19 protein-coding genes are annotated in these 19,105 nt (G+C 60.7%); 8 read left to right on the top strand and 11 right to left on the bottom strand.

Annotated features, from left to right (window positions below):
* Window positions 1-35: 35 nt before the first annotated feature.
* The 3 genes from BGK68_RS22865 to BGK68_RS28090 form a co-directional block, all read right to left on the bottom strand.
* Complete coding sequence (locus BGK68_RS22865) at window positions 36-1,319, bottom strand: MFS transporter (protein WP_013235073.1); 1,284 nt, start codon at window positions 1,317-1,319, stop codon at window positions 36-38.
* A gap of 395 nt (window positions 1,320-1,714) precedes the next feature.
* Entirely contained in the window at window positions 1,715-3,352 is a 1,638-nt protein-coding gene (prpR, locus tag BGK68_RS22860; RefSeq protein ID WP_075258950.1) for a propionate catabolism operon regulatory protein PrpR, read from the bottom strand.
* A gap of 144 nt (window positions 3,353-3,496) precedes the next feature.
* Window positions 3,497-3,652, bottom strand: coding sequence for a hypothetical protein (locus BGK68_RS28090; RefSeq protein ID WP_198937244.1), 156 nt, complete (start codon window positions 3,650-3,652; stop codon window positions 3,497-3,499).
* On the opposite strand from BGK68_RS28090, the gene prpB reads away from it, so the two are divergent.
* From prpB to BGK68_RS22830, 6 genes are all read left to right on the top strand, one after another.
* Entirely contained in the window at window positions 3,651-4,541 is an 891-nt protein-coding gene (prpB, locus tag BGK68_RS22855; RefSeq protein ID WP_075259962.1) for a methylisocitrate lyase, read from the top strand. The genes BGK68_RS28090 and prpB overlap by 2 nt on opposite strands.
* Window positions 4,542-4,602: 61 nt before the next feature.
* On the top strand, window positions 4,603-5,757 hold the full coding sequence (gene prpC, locus BGK68_RS22850; RefSeq protein ID WP_013235069.1) for a bifunctional 2-methylcitrate synthase/citrate synthase: 1,155 nt from the start codon (window positions 4,603-4,605) through the stop codon (window positions 5,755-5,757).
* A 186-nt stretch (window positions 5,758-5,943) separates the two neighbouring features.
* Window positions 5,944-6,375, top strand: a complete 432-nt coding sequence (locus BGK68_RS22845; RefSeq protein WP_075259961.1) for a hypothetical protein — start codon at window positions 5,944-5,946, stop codon at window positions 6,373-6,375.
* Between the two features lie 328 nt (window positions 6,376-6,703).
* Window positions 6,704-8,590, top strand: coding sequence for a propionate--CoA ligase (locus BGK68_RS22840; protein WP_075258949.1), 1,887 nt, complete (start codon window positions 6,704-6,706; stop codon window positions 8,588-8,590).
* A 111-nt stretch (window positions 8,591-8,701) separates the two neighbouring features.
* Window positions 8,702-9,205, top strand: coding sequence for an arsinothricin resistance N-acetyltransferase ArsN1 family B (locus BGK68_RS22835; protein WP_075258948.1), 504 nt, complete (start codon window positions 8,702-8,704; stop codon window positions 9,203-9,205).
* Entirely contained in the window at window positions 9,205-9,492 is a 288-nt protein-coding gene (locus BGK68_RS22830; RefSeq protein WP_075258947.1) for a hypothetical protein, read from the top strand. The genes BGK68_RS22835 and BGK68_RS22830 overlap by 1 nt, the downstream gene beginning before the upstream one ends.
* 64 nt (window positions 9,493-9,556) lie before the next feature.
* On the opposite strand, the gene xth is transcribed toward BGK68_RS22830, so the two are convergent.
* The 3 genes from xth to BGK68_RS28555 form a co-directional block, all read right to left on the bottom strand.
* A complete protein-coding gene (xth, locus tag BGK68_RS22825) occupies window positions 9,557-10,324 on the bottom strand; it encodes an exodeoxyribonuclease III (protein WP_013235065.1) in 768 nt (255 codons plus the stop codon).
* Window positions 10,325-10,461: 137 nt separating this feature from the next.
* Complete coding sequence (locus tag BGK68_RS22820) at window positions 10,462-10,671, bottom strand: helix-turn-helix transcriptional regulator (protein WP_075258946.1); 210 nt, start codon at window positions 10,669-10,671, stop codon at window positions 10,462-10,464.
* Window positions 10,672-11,178: 507 nt separating this feature from the next.
* Window positions 11,179-11,313 (bottom strand): hypothetical protein, encoded by a 135-nt coding sequence (locus BGK68_RS28555; RefSeq protein WP_267889726.1) that lies wholly within the window; start codon window positions 11,311-11,313, stop codon window positions 11,179-11,181.
* A gap of 31 nt (window positions 11,314-11,344) precedes the next feature.
* On the opposite strand from BGK68_RS28555, the gene BGK68_RS22815 reads away from it, so the two are divergent.
* The gene (locus BGK68_RS22815) at window positions 11,345-11,989 is read left to right on the top strand and encodes a hypothetical protein (protein WP_075258945.1); all 645 of its coding nucleotides are present in this window, start codon (window positions 11,345-11,347) and stop codon (window positions 11,987-11,989) included.
* A gap of 509 nt (window positions 11,990-12,498) precedes the next feature.
* Here the strand turns inward: BGK68_RS22815 and BGK68_RS22810 are convergent.
* Entirely contained in the window at window positions 12,499-12,915 is a 417-nt protein-coding gene (locus tag BGK68_RS22810) for a hypothetical protein (RefSeq protein WP_075258944.1), read from the bottom strand.
* Between the two features lie 26 nt (window positions 12,916-12,941).
* On the opposite strand from BGK68_RS22810, the gene BGK68_RS22805 reads away from it, so the two are divergent.
* Window positions 12,942-13,733: a hypothetical protein gene (locus BGK68_RS22805; RefSeq protein ID WP_075258943.1), complete on the top strand. Its 792-nt coding sequence runs from the start codon at window positions 12,942-12,944 to the stop codon at window positions 13,731-13,733.
* 1,295 nt (window positions 13,734-15,028) lie between these two features.
* On the opposite strand, the gene BGK68_RS22800 is transcribed toward BGK68_RS22805, so the two are convergent.
* The 4 genes from BGK68_RS22800 to BGK68_RS22785 all read right to left on the bottom strand — a co-directional run bounded on the left by BGK68_RS22800 (window position 15,029) and on the right by BGK68_RS22785 (window position 19,018).
* Window positions 15,029-15,601 (bottom strand): FxDxF family PEP-CTERM protein, encoded by a 573-nt coding sequence (locus BGK68_RS22800; RefSeq protein ID WP_075258942.1) that lies wholly within the window; start codon window positions 15,599-15,601, stop codon window positions 15,029-15,031.
* A gap of 465 nt (window positions 15,602-16,066) precedes the next feature.
* Window positions 16,067-16,636, bottom strand: coding sequence for an FxDxF family PEP-CTERM protein (locus tag BGK68_RS22795; protein WP_075258941.1), 570 nt, complete (start codon window positions 16,634-16,636; stop codon window positions 16,067-16,069).
* Between the two features lie 397 nt (window positions 16,637-17,033).
* Window positions 17,034-17,795 (bottom strand): MipA/OmpV family protein, encoded by a 762-nt coding sequence (locus tag BGK68_RS22790; RefSeq protein WP_075259960.1) that lies wholly within the window; start codon window positions 17,793-17,795, stop codon window positions 17,034-17,036.
* A 122-nt stretch (window positions 17,796-17,917) separates the two neighbouring features.
* Complete coding sequence (locus tag BGK68_RS22785) at window positions 17,918-19,018, bottom strand: alkene reductase (RefSeq protein WP_143433141.1); 1,101 nt, start codon at window positions 19,016-19,018, stop codon at window positions 17,918-17,920.
* Window positions 19,019-19,105: the final 87 nt, after the last annotated feature.

Below are 19,105 nucleotides of genomic sequence, written 5' to 3'. Positions count from 1 at the left end.
CGACCCGCCGCCGCAGCGACGGCGGGCCGGTCAGATCAGCGCAGACGCAGCACCAGACGCGCCGACAGCGACGCAATCAGGCTCAGTACAGCACCGAAGATGACGAAGTAGCTCACCGACAGCTTGTCACCGGTGAAATCGATCAGCCAGGTGATGATCAGGCCGGCGAAGCCGCCAAAGATGGTCACGGCGATGTTGTAGGCCAGCGACATGCCGGTGCCGCGCGTGGCCACCGGGAAGATATCGGCCAGCAGCGCCGGCATGGCCGCGAAGTACATGGTCATGAGCACGCCGATGACGGTCTGCAGCAACAGCAGTTGCAGGAAGCCAGGGGAGTTGGTCAGGAACACGAACATCGGATAGGTCAGCACGATGTAGAGCGCGCTGCTGGTGATCATGAAGGGGGTACGGCCGATCTTGTCGGAGAGCGCACCGACCAGGGGCGAACCGATGAACATGATCAGGCCGGCCACCGACATCGCGGCAAACGAGGACCAGGCCGGCAGTCCCAGCTGCTTGACGGCATAGGTCGGGATGTACAGCGACAGGTACACCGAGACGGTCGCCATGATCACGCTGCCCGCGCCGATCAGCAGGCGCATCTTCTGGTGGGCGAAGGTGTCGCGCAGGGGCGCGTTGGTCTTCTCGCTGGATTCCTTGAATTCCGGTGCTTCATCCAGGTGGCGACGGATATAGATGCCCGCTGGCGCGATCAGCAGGCCGAAGATGAACGGCACGCGCCAGCCCCAGGAAGCCAGTTGTTCCGGCGTGAGCATATTGTTGAGCACCGCGCCGAAGAGCGCGGCCAGCAACAGGCTGATGCCCTGGCTGGCCACCTGCCAGCTGGAGAAGAAGCCGCGACGGTGCGGCGCATGTTCCACCAGGAAGGCGGTGGAGCTGCCGAACTCGCCGCCCGCCGAGAAGCCCTGGATCATCTTGCCCAGTGCGATGCCCGCCGGGGCCAGCAGGCCGATGCTGGCGTAGCTGGGCATGAAGGCGATCATGGCCGTGCCCACGGTCATGAGCATGATCGACAGCATCAGCGCCGCCTTGCGTCCCGCGCGGTCGGAGTAGGCGCCCAGCACCACCGCACCCAGCGGACGCATGAAGAAGGACACGCCAAAGGTGGCGAAGGTCAGCAGCAGCGAGACACTGTCGTCGCCGGTGGGGAAGAACTGCTTGGCGATCACCACGGCGAAGGCGCCGTAGATCAGGATGTCGAACCATTCCAGCGCATTGCCGATGGACGAGGAGATGATCGCACGCCGCGCCTGCGGATGCGTGATGTCGGCGCCTGGCGCCGCAGTGTTGCTGCTCATGGGGACTCCCTGATGGATTGCGATGTGGATGGAGGAGCGGCGCGCCACGTTCACCCGGACGGGCTTGCGGCGGCCTCTGGCTGTTCATTGCTTGTACGCTCCTGGCAGCGGCCATGGCCGCTGTAGCGGGCGAGGATAGGCGGCGGGTGCTGGCGCTGTCAAGGCGCAATGCGGGGGATTATCAGAGCGCAGGACGCCTGCAAGAAAAAAACAGAGGCTGTTCTCAAACCAACGACTATCCGTTCGACCTGAGTAGGCCCTTGGGGCCGTATCGAAGGCGCTCTCAAGCTTGCTGGACGGTGCGCCTTCGATACGCGGCCTTGCCGCTACTCAGGACGAACGGTGGGGGCGTGATCGATGTCGAAGATGGACGTAAATAGTTTACGGATTTGTAGTCAGGTGGTGGTGCCGTTTTCCTTTAGCTTGCGCCACAAGGTGGTCCGACTCATGCCCAGATACCTGGCTGCCGCAGCACGATTGCCCCGAAACCGGCGCAGTGCGGCGGCGATGCTTTCGTTGTCGGGCGTGATGTTTTCTTGGGCCTCATCGGGGGCAGCCGGGGAGGGCGGCGCCTGGCCCAGTTCGGGCGCCACCCGCTGGATCAGTGCCGGCGTGAGCGCCTGCAAGGGTTCGGCGGCCAGGAACAGCGCCAGTCTTTCCATCAGGTTGCGCAGCTCGCGCACATTGCCCGGCCAGTCGTAGCGGCACAGCAGCGGTGCGCAGCGTACGATCTCTGCGCCCAGGTTGGCATGCGGGCGCACATCCAGCGCGGCCAGTGCGTGCTTGAGATGCCATTCGGCCAGCGCCGCAATGTCGTCGCGGCGCTCACGCAGCGGCGGCAGTTGCAGGCGCAGCACGCTGAGACGGTAATACAGGTCGGCGCGGAAACGTCCTTCACGCACCCGCGCTTCGAGATCGCAGTGGGTGGCGCTGATGATGCGCACCTGGACCGGGATGGGCCGGGTGCCGCCCACACGCACTACCTCGCGCTCTTCCAGCACGCGCAGCAGGCGCGTCTGCAAGGGCAGGGGCATCTCGCCGATTTCATCGAGCAAGAGCGTACCGCGATGCGCCGCCTCGAACACGCCGGCACGCCCGCCCCGGCGCGAACCGGTGAAGGCGCCTTCCTCATAACCGAACAGTTCGGATTCCAGCAGCGATTCGGCCAGCGCACCGCAGTTGATGGCCACGAAGGGATGCGCTGCCTGGGTCTTGCCTTGCATCAGCGGATGAGCGCGGTGGATGGCTTGTGCAGCCAATTCCTTGCCGGTGCCGGTCTCGCCCTGGATCAGCACGTTGGCTGGCGAGCGCGCAAAGAGGGTGATGGACTGGCGCACCGTTTCCATCTCCGCCGAGTCGCCGCGCAGGTCCTTGAGGTGATGTCGCGCGCGCAGGCTGTCGGCCACCGGTAGGATGGGGCCGCGCGTGCTTTCCAGTTGCGTCAGGCGCGCCAGTTCCAGCGCATCCTCGAAGGCCTGCCGCACCGTGGCGGCGGAATACAGAAAGATGCCGCGCATGCCCGCCTCCTCGGCCAGGTCGGTGATGAGCCCTGCGCCAGCGACGGCTTCGATGCCGGTGGCCTTCAATTCGTTGACGACGGCGCGGGCGTCTTCTTCGGTGGCATAGGTGCGCTGGATGATATCGAGGCCGAAGCGCTGGCCAAACTCGGCCAGCGCCGGCATGGCCTCCTGATAAGTCACCAGCGCGATGCGGCGGGTGAGCTGGCGGGCCCGCGCCAGCGCCTGCATCACGTCAAAGCCGCTGGCGCGCGCCACGATCACCGGCACCGGCAGGCGGCTCTTGAGGTAGGCGCCATTGGAGCCGGCCGAGATGACCACATCGCAGCGCTCGGTCGCCAAGCGTTCGCGAATCTCGCGCACGGCGTCGTCAAAACCCAGATGGATGGGCTCGATGTCGGCCAGGGCGTCGAATTCCAGCGTGATGTCGCGGAATAGCTCGGACAGCCGCGATACTGACACCGTCCAGATGACGGGTTTGTCGGCATGACGATCGGCAGGGGCGGGACGTTTCATGAGGGCCTCGATGTTTCAATGGGTGGCGTTCATGGTGTTTCAATGAAACGTTAATGTAACACTGTTGGAACACATTCCCATCGCTTTGCGGGCAGGGATGTCGCTGCGATTGCATCCGGATGGATGCTGTCATGGCGTTTCAAGTCATTGATTTTCATAGAGTTGTTGCCGCGTGCCCAGCATGCTCCGGCCATCTCCATGAACCCTTGGCATGGCCATTGCAATAAGCACCGGCAAGCGGCCGCACTGGCCGACATCGACCAGCCGTCTCCAGCAACCCATCCAGAAGGTGTCCACCATGGCTCTCCATTCCGCAGGCGCAGCATTCCGCAAGGCCGTCCAGGAAGAATCTCCCTTGCAAGTCATCGGCGCGATCAACGCCAACCACGCATTGCTGGCCAAGCGTGCGGGCTTTCGCGCGATCTATCTTTCCGGCGGCGGTGTCGCGGCGGGTTCGCTGGGCTTGCCCGACCTGGGCATCTCCAACCTGGATGATGTGCTCACCGACGTGCGCCGCATCACCGACGTCTGCGACCTGCCGCTGCTGGTGGATGTGGATACCGGCTTTGGCGCCTCGGCCTTCAACGTGGCGCGCACGGTCAAGTCCATGATCAAGTTCGGTGCCGCCGCCATGCACATCGAGGACCAGGTCGGCGCCAAGCGCTGTGGTCACCGTCCCAACAAGGAAATCGTCAGCAAGCAGGAAATGGTAGACCGCATCAAGGCCGCCGTGGATGCCCGCACCGATGAGAACTTCGTCATCATGGCGCGCACCGATGCGCTGGCCGTGGAAGGGCTGGAGGCCGCCATCGAGCGCGCCGTGGCCTGCGTGGAAGCCGGGGCCGACATGATCTTCCCGGAAGCCATCACCGACCTGGCCATGTACAAGCAGTTCGCCAATGCCGTGAAAGTGCCTATCCTGGCCAACATCACCGAGTTCGGCTCGACCCCGCTGTTCACGGTGGACGAGTTGAAGGGCGCGGATGTAGGCCTGGTGCTCTATCCGCTGTCGGCCTTCCGCGCCATGAACAAGGCCGCCGAGAACGTCTACCAGGCGATCCGCCGTGACGGCACCCAGAAGAACGTGGTCGATACCATGCAGACCCGCATGGAACTGTACGACCGCATCGATTACCACAGCTACGAACAGCGCCTGGATGCGCTGTTTGCCCAGCAGAAGAACAAGTAAAACGTAAACCACCCCTTCCGATAATTAGTTTTCACCTAATGCCGAATACGAGGAGAACACGATGAGCGAACAACAAGCCGCAGGTTTCAAGCCCAAGAAGTCCGTTGCCCTGTCTGGCGTCACCGCCGGCAACACCGCCCTGTGTACTGTCGGCAAGACCGGCAATGACCTGCACTATCGCGGCTACGACATCCTGGATGTGGCCGACAGCTGCGAGTTTGAGGAAATCGCCCACCTGCTGGTGCACGGCAAGCTGCCCACCGCTGCTGAACTGCGCGCCTACAAGGCCAAGCTGAAGTCGCTGCGCGGCTTGCCGGCCAACGTCAAGGCGGCGCTGGAATGGCTGCCGGCCGCGTCCCACCCGATGGACGTGATGCGCACCGGCGTCTCGGCGCTGGGCTGCGTGCTGCCCGAGAAGGATGATCACAACACCCCCGGCGCGCGTGATATCGCCGACCGCCTGATGGCCTCGCTGGGTTCCATGCTGCTGTACTGGTACCACTACAGCCACAACGGCAACCGCATCGAAGTCGAGACCGATGACGACTCCATCGGCGCCCACTTCCTGCACCTGCTGCATGGCGAGAAGCCGTCCGAGGCCTGGGAAAAAGCCATGCACACCTCGCTGATCCTGTACGCGGAACACGAATTCAACGCCTCCACCTTCACCGGCCGCGTCATCGCCGGTACCGGTTCGGACATGTACTCGGCCATCACCGGCGCCATCGGCGCACTGCGCGGCCCCAAGCATGGCGGCGCCAATGAAGTCGCCTTCGAGATCCAGAAGCGCTATGACAACCCCGACGAAGCCGAAGCCGACATCCGTCGCCGCGTCGAGAACAAGGAAGTGGTGATCGGTTTCGGTCACCCGGTCTACACCATCTCCGACCCGCGCAACAAGGTCATCAAGGAAGTGGCGCGCAAGCTCTCCAAGGAAGCCGGCTCGACCAAGATGTTCGATATCGCCGAACGGCTCGAAACGGTCATGTGGGACATCAAGAAGATGTTCCCCAACCTGGACTGGTTCTCGGCCGTGTCCTACCACATGATGGGTGTGCCCACCGCGATGTTTACGCCGCTCTTCGTCATCGCCCGCACCTCGGGCTGGGCCGCGCACATCATCGAGCAGCGCATCGACAACAAGATCATCCGTCCCTCCGCCAACTACGTGGGGCCGGAAGACCTGAAGTTCGTGCCGATCAGCAAGCGCAAGTAAGACACCGGGAGGCCGGAGGGGGCGGAGAGCAAGGGGGGGGCGGGCCGGTGGGTCGCCGCAACGCCGATGCAGCGGATTTGTAACAAGCGTTACAGAGTGTCGAGCAGGCCGTGATTACTTGTTAAGATGCGGGCGGATCATTTTCCAGCCCCCGTCTCTTACCCCACGACCTTGATGGACTTCCTGATGATTGCTTCCCTTCCTTCCTTCCGTTCCTCGTTGCGCCCGCTGTGCCTGGCCGCGTCGGCCGCCGTGTTGCTGGCTTCCTGCGCTTCCCGCGAGGCAGTGCCGGTGACCGAGACCAAGCCGGTCTTGCCGCAGCTGCTGCAATCCCCGGCCGCGACCCAGCCGACCTGGGCCACCCAGTTGAAGACGGGGGCCTTCAGTTGTGAAATGGGCAACAAGGTTGAGTTGCGCATGGATGGCCGTGTCACCGACGGTGTCACGCTGGTGTGGAAGGGCAGGAATTACATGATGAATCCGGTCAGCACATCGACCGGCGCGGTGCGCCTGGAAAACAAGGGCGAGGGACTGGTATGGATACAGATCCCGTCGAAGTCCATGCTGCTCAACGCCAAGATCGGCCAGCAGCTGGCCAACGACTGCACGACCCGTTGATGCGGGCTGCGCCGTTGGCCTCGGGCTGGCGGCGCATTCTGTTCTGATGCCTCTCCCGGACGGCGTTCGCCGTCTGCTTTCCCTTCGCTTTTTCCCGTCCATGCCCGGCTTGATGCAAGTCAAGCACAGGCCCCGCACCGGCTCGCACGCAGGCCGGATTCAGCCGCCAGTAAGTTTCAGGGGCAAGACTGATATTGATGATCGCATGAGGACCACGCATGGCAATCCATCTGGAGCGCCGGCATGAGAGTCCGCGAGAGTCGCCTCGCAAGCCTGCGTGCAGGCGGGTGACGCAAGGGTTCCAATACGAGAGACATGAGGAGACGTCATGCAATACGAGCAATTCTATCGGCAATCCGTCGAGCAACCCGAGGCCTTCTGGGCGCAGGAAGCACAACGCATCCACTGGCAGCAACCGTTCTCGCGCACGCTGGATTATTCGCGTCCGCCCTTTGCACGCTGGTTCGTCGATGGCCAGACCAATCTGTGCCACAACGCAGTGGACCGCCACCTGCCCGAGCGCGCTCAGCAGGCCGCCCTGATCGCCATTTCCACCGAGACCAACAGCGAGCGCGTCTACACCTATGCCGAGCTGCAGCAGGAAGTCATGGCCATGGCCGCGAGCATGCAGGCGCTGGGCGTGCAGCGTGGCGACCGGGTGCTGATCTACATGCCCATGATCGCCGAGGCCGTCTTTGCCATGCTGGCCTGCGCCCGCATCGGGGCGGTGCATTCGGTAGTGTTTGGCGGCTTTGCCTCCAACAGCCTGGCTTCGCGCATCGATGATGCGCAGCCGCGCCTGATCGTCTCGGCCGATGCCGGCTCGCGCGGCGGCAAGGTCATCCCCTACAAGGGGCTGCTGGATGAAGCCATCGCCATGGCGCAGCACCAGCCGCAACACGTGCTGCTGGTGGACCGCGGACTGGCCCCGATGGCGCGCACGGCGCAGCGCGACGTCGATTACGCGCCGCTGCGTACGCAGCACCTGGGCCAGCAGGTGCCGGTGACCTGGCTGGAATCGAATGAAACCAGTTACGTCCTCTACACTTCCGGCACCACCGGCAAGCCCAAGGGCGTGCAACGTGATGTCGGCGGTTACACAGTGGCGCTGGCCTCGTCGATGCAGCACATCTTCTGCGGCCAGCCTGGTGAGACCTATTTCTGCACCTCCGATATCGGCTGGGTGGTGGGCCACTCCTACATCGTCTATGGCCCGCTGATCGCCGGCATGGCCACGGTGCTCTACGAGGGTTTGCCGATCCGGCCCGATGCCGGCATCTGGTGGAGCATCGTCGAGAAATACAAGGTCACCCGGATGTTTTCCGCGCCGACCGCCATCCGCGTGCTCAAGAAGCAACCGCCCGAGTGCATGGAGCGTTACGACACCTCCTCGCTGAAGGCCTTGTACCTGGCCGGCGAGCCGTTGGATGAGACCACCTCCAGCTGGATCTCGGGCGCGCTGAAGGTGCCCGTCATCGATAATTACTGGCAGACCGAATCGGGTTGGCCCATCATCTCCATTGCCAAGGGCATCGATGACAAGCCCACGCGCCTGGGCAGCCCTGGCGTGCCCATGCCGGGCTATCGACTGGCCATCCTCGACGAAGCCACTGGCGAGCCCTGCGGGCCGGACCAGAAGGGCGTGGTCGCCATCGAAGGCCCCTTGCCGCCGGGCTGCATGCAGACCGTGTATGGCGACGATGAGCGCTTCGTCAATACCTACTGGCGCAGCCTGCCGCGCGAGGTGTATTCCACCTTCGACTGGGGCATCCGGGACAAGGACGGCTACTACTTCATCCTGGGCCGCACCGATGACGTCATCAACGTCGCAGGCCATCGTCTGGGCACGCGCGAGATCGAGGAAAGCATCTCCAGCCATCCCAACGTCTCCGAGGTGGCCGTGGTGGGTGTCGAAGACAAGCTCAAGGGCCAGGTCGCCTTTGCCTTCGCCATTCCCAAGCAGGCCGATAGCATCGCCACGCCCGAACAGCGCAAGGCGCTGGAAGCCGAGATCATGGCCGTGGTGGACAAGCAGATCGGCGCAGTGGGGCGACCGGCGCGGGTCTTCTTCGTCAGCGCACTGCCCAAGACGCGCTCGGGCAAGTTGCTGCGGCGGGCCATCCAGTCCATCTGCGAAGGGCGCGATCCGGGCGATCTGCCGACTATCGAAGATCCGGCGGCGCTGGAACAGGTGCGGGCGGTGATCAAGGACTGAAGCATGCAGCAGCGGCGGCCTTGCCTGGTGCAGGGCCGCCGCTGCCGGCGTAATTTGGTTACACTGACGGCTTTCGCATTTCCCTGATATCCCGCCGATTCCGTCCCGCCCATGCAGCCTTCCATCCGCCCGGCCAACGCCGCCGACGCTTCCGCCCTCTGCGGCATCTACAACCACTACGTCGCCACCACCGCCATCAGCTTCGAGACCGAAGCGGTCAGTGAAGAGAGCATGGTCGCGCGCATTGCCGATGTGCAGGCGAAGTTTCCCTGGCTGGTCTATGAAGAAGCGGGCCAGGTACTGGGCTATGCCTATGCCATCCAATGGAAACCGCGCGCGGCTTATCGCCAGTCGGTGGAGAGCTCGGTCTACCTGCGCCACGATGCGGGTGGGCGCGGTATCGGCAAGCGCCTCTACCGTCAATTGTTTGCCGAGCTCAAGCCACTGGGCATCCACCTGGTCATTGGCGGCATCGCCCAGCCCAATGCGGCCAGCGTGGCCTTGCATGAGAGCCTGGGCTTCGTGAAATGCGGCGTGTTCAACGAGGTCGGTTACAAGATGGGGCGCTGGATTGATATGGGATACTGGCAACTCAAACTGCAAGAGGTGCAATGATGAGATCGACCCGTGCCGCCAGCGCCATCGAGCGCCTGAACAACCGCACCGAGTCGCGCGAGTATTCGATGCTGCGCACTTCCGACGAACGCTTCATCCTGACGCGCCGCGTGGCCGGCCAGCCGATGGAGAAACTCAATGAGGCGATGGAACTTGACGACTTCGTCAGCTTCGTCAATGCCCAGGGACCGCAGAAGGCCAAGCGTGTGAGCAAGCTGGACGTGAAGTTCGAGAAGAACATGCGCAACAAGAAAGAACAAACGCCACCCGAAGGTGGCGCTCAGTAGGCTGGTTCGGTAGACCCATCCGTAAATGATATAAATCATTTACGGATAGCGGGCGTTTCAGGCTTCAGTCCGCCAACGTCGCAATCACCGGCGCGTGATCCGAAGGCTGTTCCCACTTGCGCGGTACCTTGTCGATGACGCAGGCCGTGCAGCGCGGCACCAGTTCTTCGGACAGCAGGATATGGTCGATGCGCAGGCCGCGGTTGAGGCGGAAGCCCATCTGGCGGTAATCCCACCAGCTGTACATCTTTTCCGGCTGTTCAAAGAGACGATAGGAATCCGTCAGGCCCAGCGCCTGCAGCTTGCGGAAGGCTTCGCGCTCGGGTTCGGACACCAGCACCTGGCCTTGCCAAGCCACCGGGTCATGCACGTCGCGGTCTTCGGGGGCGATGTTGTAGTCGCCCAGCAGCGCCAGGCGCGGGTTCTTGGCTTTTTCCTGTGCCAGCCATTCGTGCAGCGCGGCCAGCCAGTTCAGCTTGTAGGGATACTTTTCCGACTCCAGCGACTGGCCGTTGGGGATGTAGGCGCAGACATAGCGCACGCCCTCGATGGTGGCGGCGATGATGCGCTGCTGTTCATCCGGGAACAGGGGATTGTTCTTGACCACGTCGTTCATCGGATGGCGCGACAGGATGGCCACGCCGTTGTAGGTCTTCTGTCCCGAAAACTCCACCAGATAGCCCGCAGCGGCGATCTCTGCAGCGGGGAACTTGTCGTCGGTGAGCTTGGTTTCCTGCAGGCAGAGCACATCCACCGGGTTTTCTTCCAGCCATTTCAGCACTTGCGGCAGGCGGACTTTGAGGGAGTTGACGTTCCAGGTGGCGATTTTCATGGTATATGCAAAGTCCTTATGTGATGCGGCTTTGCGCGGTATGGGTAGCTGGAAAATTTGCCTAGCTGCCCACCTAGCTACCCGCCCTCGAAGGCTTGGACGTGCGCGCAAAGTGTTGCTAAGGCGCCACTATAGCATCAGTGGTTGACCTTGTTGTTCTCGATCATGACGGCAATGCTTGCAGCTGTGATGCCACTGGAACGCTTGCCGATCTTTATCAGATCCAAGGTGCTTTCTTTAGCCAGGCGGTAGATTGTTGCGCGCGACACGCCCAACTTGGCCTCTGCGACGTTGATGCGGCATAGCAGCGGGCCGTTGATGTCCGGCACTTTGGTAATAATTGCCATGCTTCGATTCTCCTAAATTCAATGACCACACCCAGGGGTTGCATCCCAGCTGGCGCCGTCGCCGCTGTTTTCCTGTAAATCGAGAAAAGGCCTGAGAGTTGCGCGTCGGTGCATAGCTGAGCGTTCCTTGTTGCTGTCGCCGAACATTGCGAACTAGCGGATTTCATGGGCCGTAATGCCTTCTGCGCGCGCTTCGTATTCGCTGATGTCCTGCAGGCGCTCCACGCGCACTCCAGTGATTTCCGGCAGGATGCGGCATGCAGAACTCGGCATATGGATGCTTGGCCACCACGGCACGTTGGTTTCTCAACCAGCGCCGTCGCTACTGCTGATAGAGCCAGTCGCGCGGTACAACGTTTCTTCGGCAACTGATTTTCATCCTCATCAAACTGCCGAAGCCGATCAGTCTCGGCGTCGTAGGCGAAGCCTTGCACGAAGGTTTCCCGTACCCATAGGCGGTCTCCAGGGCGACCATAAGGGCAGGCGCGCTCGATGACATGCCGCGGCTCATGCTGCAGGTACGTAGATATTGCCCAGGTCGGGACGCCGAACTGGTTTGGCGATCCGTCGCATTTGCGTCTTGTTGCCGGCGAGGATGGCGCGCACCATCGGTGCATTGAAGAGGATATGGCGTTCTTTCATGCTAGGATTTCGCAAAAACTTGGATTAAAAAATGAAGCGGATAACGTTGCGTGTAGAGCATTGGGTCTTTTTGGTAGGGGTGGCGCTGGGTATCTTGGTTGCGTTTCCACTTGCTGCGCCGATTTTTGATGCAAAGATTCCCGATGGCGCCGCGACACTCTGGGGGGCGGCACTTGGAGCAGTTATTGCAATAGGTGGATCTTTTTGGGTCGCGGATCGTGCGCAGCACAGTCAGCAAAAGAGTGCGGTCGCTCTTTTCTTTTCTATCGTCGAGCCGAGTGTTTTCCTCTTTCAAGATATGGTCTATGAGCACGGGCGACCATCTGTTCGATCTGGTGCCCAAGAGGAAGATCGCGAACCGGATCTTCTTGATGGGGAGAAATGCCGCCAGCTAATGATTAGCACGCAAGCGTTCGTGCGTGAATATCAAGTAGTCCAAAAACGTGTGGCGAGAATCGATTCTTCGCTTCATAGTCTAGGTACAAGAAAGCTTCAAATTTTCCTTGCGTTAGAGGTTGAGTTGGACTTTGCTTATGGCTCTGCAAGTCAGTTGCTGTACCAAATTAGGGAATCTAGGGAGTCCATGTCTCCGATGTACGCGAGCCGGAAACTTAGGAGCGAAATGGCAGAGCATGCCGAACAGTTGAATGAACTACTTTTTGACCTGCAGCGGTAATGCAGCAAAAAATGCTGAGTTCTGTCCTTCGCTCGTTTACCGCTTAATTCCCCCATCTTTTTAAGAGCGCTCTCTTTCATAGTTTGGACAACAGCCTGTTGCGCTACCAGTTCATAGATTACTGTGGCGGGCAGCTCGATCATCTGGCCTTTTGCGAGTTTGTCGGTCATCGCTTGGCGTACATGCTCCGGTATGATCTGCGCTACCGCATCGACCGCCGAGACCATTGGCGACACCGCGCGGGCCGGCGGCATTCAGGGGCGAATTGCTGCGGTAGTGACCTTCTTTTTCCCCGAGGCCGGCTTCCCGCTTTGCCTCGCTCTGCACTGCCTCAGTGACGTCACCGTGCTGGCACACAGCCTCGATGGCGGTGGTTGCTGCTGTCTCGCCGGAGCGGGCCATCATTTGAACAGCATGCGGTGCGGCCGCGAGCAGGAGAATTTGCTCGATGTGCTGCCGCGACTTGCCCACCAGATTGCCGATTTCCTCGTTACTGAGCGCGAACGCTTTCAGACGTCGTTAGCCTTCGGCAGCTCCAGTCGAAGCAACTTACGGTTGTCCTGGCTCGTGAGGATACGGGCCTGGCGCTCCAGGTCATTGCCTTCGAAGGGCTCAATGCGAATCCACTCGATCTTCAGACCTTCCGCGAGCAACTCCTGATCCGCAGTCGTGCGGCGATGGCCATCGATAACGTCTACGCCCAGGCTGTCTTTGGACAGGCTGACTTCGAGCGGCGGAACCTTGCCGCCTCGGCGCTTGTGATTCTTCAGGCTTTCGATGTCCTCGCAGTAGCCTGGCGCTTCTGTGTCGCGTAGATTGAAGCCGGGCAGAATACGGATCGCGCTGCGGCGCGCCCACAGGCCGGCGTCAGTGCGCTTGACCACGTCGAGATCCATAAGCTTGCGCCAGCTGGGTTTGTTAGGCATTTACGGTCTCCATCTTGGTGGAATTCATGAGTGAAGCGAAGGCGCGCGTGCAGCGCCGTATTCGAGGTAGCAAGACACTGCTTGATGTGGTCAAACTTCATGCTAGGATCACTCCCCAAGAAGGGGGGGGTATGGAAAGACGTTTCTTTTCGATAATCGGCTTTGTCTTTTGTATGGTTGCGTTGATAGCCATATGTGCTTCGCTGATTCACACAATATCAAACGAGTTCACTCCAGATAAAAAAGGTGATTTCGCGACCTGGGTTGGTGCAATTGGTACTGTCGGTACATTGATTGGAACCATATGGTTGGCAACCGATAAGGATAGAAGGGAGAGGGCATTGGCCGAACGTAAGGCCTATATCGTTGCAGTAAAGATCGCCATCCCGCTAAAAAACCTCATTTCTGATCTTGAGAAATCTGAGATAAAAATTTGGTTTGCCACGAAGCTTGATGATCAATGGAATTACCAGAGACTTTGTGGTGAAATCGAGAGCATCACGACGCCCGACATCGCAACGGAAGATCTTGCCGCGCTTGTCGTCCTGGACGGCAGCCATGCGTTTCACCTCATAAGAGCTATCCAATTGGTCGAGTTTTTTAAGCGCGAACTTAAGGAACGAAATGACATGTTCGTGCATCCCAATATCTTGGTTACTAGTGAGGATGTGGAATGGGTAAAGTCTAAAATTAAATTGATAGTTAACCACCTGACGGTGTGCGGAGGCTTCTACCAGAAGTTTGTTGATATGCATGCTAGCCCTCCAACGCTTGAAGAAATGTGGGATGTTTGGCAAACCGGCTACACGAATTTTTGATTAAACGCACGCATGGAAAGATGCACCGCATTCAAAAAAGCTTGCCATCACGACGATGAGATGCATACAGCCTGACGAACACGTGTAGGACGGCAAGAGTTTTCATGTCGTGCTCCGATAGCAGGCGGGCTCGACGAAGACGGCCTTCTCCTGTTAGGTGCGAGCAGCCAGGCAAAGTACGACCCACCGCATGAAGGTGCAGCCGGCAAAGAAGCCGATGACGTAGCCCTTCATGCGAGCACCATCACTGTTACGCCTAGGGCTCCAGCGTTGTTAGCCGACGGCTTCCAGTTCGTCAGGCGCGCCCATAGCGCCACCGCGAAATTCGGTGCCAGCTGCAAATACATAGCGAACACGGCAAGTCATTGGTCACCTCAGCGGATTGAGTGGTAGACCAGGCTTCCACCTATTCGGCTGCAGCATTCTGAGAGGACGCCAGCGAGTGCGCTTCCTTGGGATGAGATGCTTTCGGTAAAGCTAAAACCGCGGAGCAGGCGGCTGCCTCGGCTAAAATCCAGAAAGGGCATGACAACGAACTCGAAAAAGTGCGCGCTTATCTGCGCAATTCTGAATGGCTGCGTCTCGGTGTCGCCTGGTGTGCTGGTGCAAGCTTTGGAGGATCGGCCTGAGCCAATGGCGCCTGCGGCGGCAATGGCACCGATACCGCCGGCCGTTCTTTCTCCAGAGCTGAACGGCGCTGTTCGCCCCCTGATTCTGCAGGGCGGAGGAAGTTGCCGCAACCACCCGCGCAGCCCAAGCCTTCATTCGCAATAATGGCATTTCCCATGTGATCCCTGACGACCTTGCATCTGAACTGTCGTGGTGACACGAAGCCTTGATTGAATGAGGTCAATGTCGGTTTCAAGAGATGTCTGCTGCGGCACGATGTAGAAAAGAAAAATACAGAGTAGTCGTTTCATGTTTTCGGAGGTCCATTGGTTGTAACGCCTCCAAGAGTATTGTCAGGCCCCCGAAAACTCCTCTGGTGGTTTTTCCGCTTATTGCCGAGCGACCTTGTCGAAGTCGTAATCCCTGCCGAAGTGAAAGGGGGCGACTCCGTCCTAAAGCCGACAATCATTTCCCATAGGGCCAGCGAAAGCTGGATAAGCTCCCAGTCCCATCCTCCGATGAGCATCGGGGCTTTTTTCGTTGTACGAAAAGAAGGGGCGCTCACGCGTGACCGCATTCACCAGTGGAAGGGGCCGAAAGGAACCGCCGGGGCTGGAGAGGGCCTGGGGAGAGGGAGGAGAGGAACTGAGAGGGAACGCAAGACTGCGCCCCCTCCATGCTGACGATTACGCAGGCATCAGCAGATCATTGCGTTGCTGCGGCGCGTCCTCGCCGGCTTTGCGGCGACGACGGTAGGCGGCAAAGCCGATGATGCCCAGGCCGCCCAGCATCATGGCGGTGGTCGAGGCTTCCGGCACCGGTGCGACGCTGATGTTGCCGGCGAAGCTGCCGCCTTCCGATCCCAGGATGGTACCGGCCACCGACAGGGTGTAGAGGCCGGTGCTCAGGCCATCGGTGCGCAGGCTGAAGGTCTGGGTGTCACCTTCCAGCAGCGGCGTACCGGTGAAGGTATGACCGTTGCCCGACAGCGTGAAGCTGTCGATGCCCAGGCGCGACAGGCCGTCCAGAGCGATGGAGACCACCGCCGAGGAAACCGCCGAACCCATGGCGTCGACCGTGAAGGTGAAGTTTTCCAGGAAGCTCAGGCCGGTGGTGCCTTCACCATAGCGGGCGTTGAAGGTCGACGTGGCGTCGGTCCAGACCAGCGAGCGCGTGCGCTCCAGGTCAGCAGCGCTGGCCGTGGATGCCATGCCGATGAAGGCGGAAGCGAGCAGCAGACTGCCAATGAGTTTTTTCATTACACACCTCTTTCCAGTTCGAATGATTGAGAAAGCACTGCAAGGGGGAAGTTGTGCCGACCGTTTTCTTGTTGGCGTTGTCGAGGTCGGAACAGGGGTGTCTCGGGTTGTCATTGTTGTTCGGAGAGACGAACAGAGATTAGGTGTGCGGCGCAAAAATATCAACTAAATTTTACGTATTTTGCGTAATCGATGTTGCGTCGTAGGATTCCTGGAAGCCGCCATGGTAAAGGCTTTCCGATGAGCTGCTTGATTTCTTGTCGGTGTCAGTCGTCGTGCCTCTTGCAGTGCGGAATGTATCCCGCAGGATGATTCCGGATGAGTCGATAAAACGATATAAATAATTTATAAAATAGAGTGGGCCGACCAATGAAAACGGCCAGCCCGATGGGCTGGCCGCACTGCCGAGCAAGGCAGTTCATTGCCATCGCGCAGACTGATCTGTCCGCGCTGGCGAGGTCAGACTCAGGCCGGCATCAACCGATCCTGTGATTGCGCATTGCCTTCGGTACGACGGCGACGGTAGGCGGCAAAGCCCACCAGCGCCAGGCCACCCAACATCATCGCGACCGTCGAGGCTTCCGGCACGGCGGCGATGCTGATGTTGCCGCCGAAGCTGCCGCCGGTGGCGCCTGTGACCAGGCCGCCCACCGACAGGGTGTAGTTGCCGGAGGACAGGCCATCAGTACGCAGCGTAAACACCTGGGCGCTGCCCACGGTGGTCTTCACGCCGGTCCATGTGCCGCCGTTGCCGCTCAAGGTGAGGCTGTTGAGGTTCAGGCGCGAAATGCCGTCCAGGGCAATGGAGATCACCGCCGAGGACACCGTGAACGGACTGGAATAGCTGAACGTGAAGTTCTCCAGGAAGCTCTTGCCGGTAGTGCCAGCGCCAAATTCGGAACCGAAGTACGACGACGTCGTGGATGAGTTGTTGAAGGTCAGCGCCTGCGTGCCGTTGATTTGCGCTGCGCTGGCCGTGGCGCCAACGCTGCAAAGGGCCGACGCGAGCAGGACGCCGCCAATGAGTTTCTTCATGACACACCTCTTTCTTGGATTTGATTCATCGAGAATGCACAACAGGGGGAGTTGTCGCGGCGCTCCTGTCCGATGGCCGCAACGGTGGTGTGCCTCAGCTTGTATTTGTCTTCAAGACTTTGTTGGAAAGAGACCTCGAGAGGGTAGCTGCTTGTGGTCGAAAGCTCAACTTTTTTCGCCGCAAATTTGCTACTTTTTGTTGCGCTGTAGGACTCCTGGAAGTCTTGCTGGTAAAGGGATTCCGATCAGTAGCGGAAATTCGTTTCTGCATCGCAATTTTGCCAATTATTGATGATTGGCAATGATGATGGCGGGCATCATGCGAAGGGGGATGGAAGCTTGCGAAGGCAGCCGGGCCGATGACATGGCCCGGTGCGCAGAGGAGGGATGAAGTGAATTACTTGAAGCGGTAGGTCAGTGCGAGGATGGCCAGGTCGTCGGTCTTGCGGCGGATGATCGGGCTGTCGGAGATGGAGTTGTCCAGCCATTTGCGGCGCAGGGTCAGGTTCAGCCGCCAGTTGCCGCTGATGGGCATGTCGGCCACCAGGCCCAGGAGCGGACTGGTGGAGGAGCCCGCGCGATAGGCCGGCAAGCCGCTGGAGCTGGCCTCCTGGCCGGAGACGCCGTAGAAGTAATCGTTGTAGCGGCTGTCGCGATATTCCACTCCCAATTGCGGGTAGAAGCTCACCGGCCCGACGTCGAGCTGGGCGGCGTAGATGGCTTCGGCCAGGGTGCCATGCGATTTGTTGAAGTCGTGGAAGACATTCACGAAGAAGGCGCCGATAGGCGTTTCCTGGAAGGTGCCCAGGCCCAGCGGGATGGGATCGGAGCGACGCTGCAGGCCGCCCTGGGCGTCGAAGCCCTCCAGGTTGATGCGGCCAGCCAGTTCCAGGTAGCCATAGCCCATGCGCGCGGTCTTTACGCCAAAGGTATCGACCCGCGCAAAGAAGCGGCCATAGTCGAAATACGCATAGGGCAGCACGGTGGTGCGGCTGCTGCGGTCGAGCCCATTGCGGTCCATGCGGTAGACGCCGCCACCGATGTCGCCGGTGATGCGGTCTTGCAGTTGCAGCGGATCGGTATCCTGGGGCGCGGCTTGCTGGGCCAGTGCGGGCAGGGCGCAGCAGGCGAGGGACAGGGTGGCGAATATTGTTTTCATGATCTCGGAGTTGAAGGATGCAGACTGCATTGTAGCGGCCACAACGCAAGCGCGGCATGGTTGCTGACAACCATGCCGCACCGTGCCGCGTCATGCCGCATCATGCCGCCGGGCAACCCGGCTTAGCCTTGCTGCATGGGCGGATAGTCCGTGTAGCCGGCCGCACCACCGCCATACAGGGTGGCCTGGTTGAAGGAGGCCAGTTCAGCGCCGTGCAGCAAGCGCTGCACCAGGTCGGGGTTGGCGATCCAGGGCCGGCCAAAGGCCACCAGGTCGGCACGGTTGCTGGCGCGGGCCTGCAAGGCCATCTCCAGGTCATAACCGTTGTTGGCGATATAGAGACCCTGGAAGAGGTCGCGCAGCACCTGCAGGTCGAAGCCGCCCGGCACCTCGCGCGGTCCGCCGGTGGCGCCTTCGACCACGTGCAGGTAGACCAGCTTGAAGCGGTTGAGCTGCTCCACCACATAGCTGAACAAGGCCTTGGGTTCGCTGTCGGCGATATCGTTGGCCGGGCTGATGGGCGAGAGGCGGATGCCTACGCGCTCGCTGGGCACGACCGAGGTCACGGCCTGCACCACCTCCAGCAGCAGGCGTGCGCGGTTCTCGATGCTGCCGCCGTAGGCGTCGGTGCGCTGGTTGGTCTTGTCACGCAGGAACTGGTCCAGCAGGTACCCATTGGCGGCGTGGATTTCCACGCCGTCGAAACCGGCCTGCATGGAGAGCTGGGCGGCCTTCTTGTACTGCTCGACGATGGCGGGCAGCTCGGCTGCTTCCAGTGCACGCGGCGTGACGAAGGGCTTGAAGCCGCTTTCGGTAAAGGCCTGGCCCTCGGGCTGGACCGCTGACGGTGCGACCGGCAGGACATGGCCCGGTTGCAGGTCGGGATGGGAGATGCGGCCGACGTGCCATAGCTGCAGGAAGATGCGGCCGCCCTTGGCGTGGACGGCGTCGGTGATCTTCTTCCAGGCCGCCACGTGGGCGTCGTTGTAGATGCCTGGGGTCCAGGCGTAGCCCTTGCCTTCGGGCGAGATCTGGGTGGCTTCGGCGATGATCAGGCCGGCACCGGCGCGCTGGGCGTAATACTCGGCGGCCAGTTCGCTGGGCACGTCGCCGGCTTGCGCGCGGCTGCGGGTAAGCGGAGCCATGACGATACGGTTCTGCAACTGGACTGCGCCTAGTTGCACAGGCTTGAACAGGTCGCTGTTCTGGCTGGAGATACTCATGTAAATCCTTTCTTGTCGCGTTGGCGGATGAATGGAGCCGGGCTGCGCTGGGCTTCCCGTGGCGGCGCGCCCGGCTGTTGGAATGAC

It is taken from the genome of Herbaspirillum camelliae (assembly GCF_001929405.1).
GTDB lineage: Bacteria > Pseudomonadota > Gammaproteobacteria > Burkholderiales > Burkholderiaceae_D > Herbaspirillum > Herbaspirillum seropedicae.
This window is presented reverse-complemented; position numbering and strand designations above follow the sequence as displayed.

Excerpts from the sequence above, each read along its gene's own strand:
- BGK68_RS28555 (WP_267889726.1), bottom strand. The coding sequence starts at position 11,313 with ATGAAAGAACGCCATATCCTCTTCAATGCACCGATGGTGCGCGCCATC.
- BGK68_RS22820 (WP_075258946.1), bottom strand. The coding sequence starts at position 10,671 with ATGGCAATTATTACCAAAGTGCCGGACATCAACGGCCCGCTGCTATGC.
- prpR (WP_075258950.1), bottom strand. The coding sequence starts at position 3,352 with ATGAAACGTCCCGCCCCTGCCGATCGTCATGCCGACAAACCCGTCATC.
- BGK68_RS22865 (WP_013235073.1), bottom strand. The coding sequence starts at position 1,319 with ATGAGCAGCAACACTGCGGCGCCAGGCGCCGACATCACGCATCCGCAG.
- prpB (WP_075259962.1), top strand. The coding sequence starts at position 3,651 with ATGGCTCTCCATTCCGCAGGCGCAGCATTCCGCAAGGCCGTCCAGGAA.
- BGK68_RS22785 (WP_143433141.1), bottom strand. The coding sequence starts at position 19,018 with ATGAGTATCTCCAGCCAGAACAGCGACCTGTTCAAGCCTGTGCAACTA.
- BGK68_RS22835 (WP_075258948.1), top strand. The coding sequence starts at position 8,702 with ATGCAGCCTTCCATCCGCCCGGCCAACGCCGCCGACGCTTCCGCCCTC.
- BGK68_RS22845 (WP_075259961.1), top strand. The coding sequence starts at position 5,944 with ATGATTGCTTCCCTTCCTTCCTTCCGTTCCTCGTTGCGCCCGCTGTGC.
- BGK68_RS22815 (WP_075258945.1), top strand. The coding sequence starts at position 11,345 with ATGAAGCGGATAACGTTGCGTGTAGAGCATTGGGTCTTTTTGGTAGGG.
- BGK68_RS22805 (WP_075258943.1), top strand. The coding sequence starts at position 12,942 with ATGAGTGAAGCGAAGGCGCGCGTGCAGCGCCGTATTCGAGGTAGCAAG.
- xth (WP_013235065.1), bottom strand. The coding sequence starts at position 10,324 with ATGAAAATCGCCACCTGGAACGTCAACTCCCTCAAAGTCCGCCTGCCG.
- BGK68_RS22790 (WP_075259960.1), bottom strand. The coding sequence starts at position 17,795 with ATGAAAACAATATTCGCCACCCTGTCCCTCGCCTGCTGCGCCCTGCCC.
- BGK68_RS22810 (WP_075258944.1), bottom strand. The coding sequence starts at position 12,915 with ATGCCTAACAAACCCAGCTGGCGCAAGCTTATGGATCTCGACGTGGTC.
- BGK68_RS22830 (WP_075258947.1), top strand. The coding sequence starts at position 9,205 with ATGAGATCGACCCGTGCCGCCAGCGCCATCGAGCGCCTGAACAACCGC.
- BGK68_RS22795 (WP_075258941.1), bottom strand. The coding sequence starts at position 16,636 with ATGAAGAAACTCATTGGCGGCGTCCTGCTCGCGTCGGCCCTTTGCAGC.
- BGK68_RS28090 (WP_198937244.1), bottom strand. The coding sequence starts at position 3,652 with ATGGTGGACACCTTCTGGATGGGTTGCTGGAGACGGCTGGTCGATGTC.
- BGK68_RS22800 (WP_075258942.1), bottom strand. The coding sequence starts at position 15,601 with ATGAAAAAACTCATTGGCAGTCTGCTGCTCGCTTCCGCCTTCATCGGC.
- prpC (WP_013235069.1), top strand. The coding sequence starts at position 4,603 with ATGAGCGAACAACAAGCCGCAGGTTTCAAGCCCAAGAAGTCCGTTGCC.
- BGK68_RS22840 (WP_075258949.1), top strand. The coding sequence starts at position 6,704 with ATGCAATACGAGCAATTCTATCGGCAATCCGTCGAGCAACCCGAGGCC.